General features: G+C 75.4%; 1 protein-coding gene. It reads left to right on the top strand.

Annotated elements, in window-relative coordinates; translation table 11 throughout:
- The coding region (locus tag FNX44_RS26260) for an NB-ARC domain-containing protein (protein ID WP_143651473.1) at positions 1-2,028 on the top strand (2,028 nt) is incomplete at its 5' end.
- Positions 2,029-2,317 lie beyond the last annotated feature (289 nt).

Genomic DNA, 2,317 nt, shown 5'->3' on the forward strand with positions numbered 1-2,317 from the left:
TCCCCCACCCGCCCGGCCGTCCGCCTGCCGAGAGGGCCGGCCGGCTTCGTCGCCCGCGGCGTGGAACTGGCCAGACTCAGAGAACGGCTCACCGAGGCCGCGACCGCACCGGTGGTCTGTCTCCTGGACGGCCCCGGAGGGGTGGGCAAGTCAGCCCTCGCCGTCCGCGCCGCCCGGGACGTCGCCGACCGCTTCCCCGACGGTGTCCTCCACGTCGACCTGCACGGCAGCGACCCCTGCCGCCCGCCGCTGCGCACCTCCGACGTCCTGCAGACCCTGCTCACCGCGCTCGGGGTCGACGAGCGGCGCATACCCCGCGACACCGACCAGGCGCTCGCCCTCTACCGCGAGTGCCTGGCCGACCGACGCGTACTGCTCGTCCTGGACAACGCGCTGCGCGCCGACCAGGTGGCGCCGCTGCTCCCGGACGCGGCCGGCTGCGCGGCGCTGGTCACCAGCCGGGCGGTGCTCACCGGGCTGGGCGAGGCCCGGCACCTGCACCTGGACACCCTGTCGGCACCGGACGCCATCGCCCTGGTAGGCGCCGTCTCCGGTCGGCCGGCGGAGGCGGGCGAACAGCCGGCGTGGGAGGAACTGGTCAACCTCTGCGGCCGACTGCCGCTGGCACTGCGCATCGTGGCCACCCGGATGGCCTCCCGGCCGCGCTGGTCGGTCGCCGACTGGGTGGCCGTGCTCCGCGACGAGCGAGGACGGCTGGACGAACTCGTCACCGCCGACGTCGACGCCCGGGCGTCCCTGATGGTCGGTATCGACCAACTCGCCGGCTCCGGCGACCGAGGCGACCGTGAGGCCGCCCGACGGTTCTGGACGCTGGGCGTGTGCGCGGTGACACACCACACCGCCCCGACCTTCGCCGCGCTCACCGGACTCGACGCCCCGGCCGCGCGGGACGTGCTGGAACGGCTGACCGACGCGCAGATCGCCACCAGCCCCACCCCGGGCCGCTACGCCCTGCACGACCTGGTGCGCTCCGCCGCGCTGCGGGACGCCGACCGGCTGCCCGCCGCCGAACGCCACCGCGCCCTGGCCCGCCTCTCCTCCTGGTACCTCGGCACCCTCTACCGCAGCACCGCCCCGCTACCCGTCGGCGACTTCCTCCGCCGCAGGTTCCAGGACGGCGCCGCACGCCACCCCGAGGGCCGCCTCTTCGAACGACGGGACGAAGCGCTCGAGTGGGTCGACCTGGAGCTTCCCGAAGTGCTCGCCCTCGCCGAGCAGTTGGCGCAGCCGGAGTTCGACGGAAGCGGCCCGCCGCTGGACACGTTCGCGCTGGAGGCCACCAGAGCGCTGGAGAGCTACTTCGCCATCAGGTTCTGCTGGCGGCACCAGGAACAGCTCGCCGCGACCCAACTCGCCGCTGCCGAACGGCGGTCCGACGCCTTCGCGCAGGCCGTCGCGCTGGCCAGCCTCGGCCGGGTCGCCGGCCAACGCGGCGACGGTGCGAGCGCACTGAGGCAACTCGACCGTGCCATCACGCTGTTCGACCGGCTCGGCGCCCAGGACGAACTCGCCACCAGCTACAACAACCAGGTGCCCTGCCTGGCCATGGCCGGGCGACTGGAGGAGGCGGTGGCGGTCGGCCGGCGGGCACTCGGCCACGCGGACCGGCACGGCCTGCCCGAGGTGCGCTGCTCCTCACTGAACAACCTCGGCCGCGTGCACCTGATGCGCGGCGAACGCGACGAGGCACTGAGGCTGCTGACCGAGAGCTACCGGCTGGCACCGGTGAACCACCACCTGGTGGGCACCGCCTCCGTACTGGCCGAGTTCCACCTGTCGAGCGCCGAGTTCGAACAGGCCGCGCACTGGGCCAGGCGCGGCCTGGAGCACGCCGCCGAGCAGCCCTTCGACCCGCCGCAGATCGCCGAGCTGTACACCGCGCTGGGCGCCGCGCTCGCCGGGCTGGGCCGCGGCGAGCAGGCGGTCTCGGCGGAGCAGCGGGCTCGGTCGATGCTGGCCGACTTCAACTCCCGGGAGGCGGCCGACGCCTGCTCACGGCGGCGGTGACCGGCGTGGCGGCCGGCTGATACGCGGCTGATACCGGCACCGCCTACGCTCAGTGGAGTACGGCGGTCCGCATCGCCGTACCGCGGGACCCGCCGGTCGGACGTCACGGGGGCATCCGACCGTCCCGGGACCGCCGGCCGGTCCTGGGCGCCTCCACGGGGGTGGGGCGCCCGGGACCGGCGCGCGGTCACGGCGTACGGACCGGCGTGCGGGTCGGGCCGCGCGCCCGCGCGAGAGTGCCGCTTCGCACGCCCCGAGCGTCCGCCCCCGCGCCGCGCCCGCCCTCCGC

The organism is Streptomyces alkaliterrae (assembly GCF_007097205.2).
Lineage (GTDB): Bacteria > Actinomycetota > Actinomycetes > Streptomycetales > Streptomycetaceae > Streptomyces > Streptomyces alkaliterrae.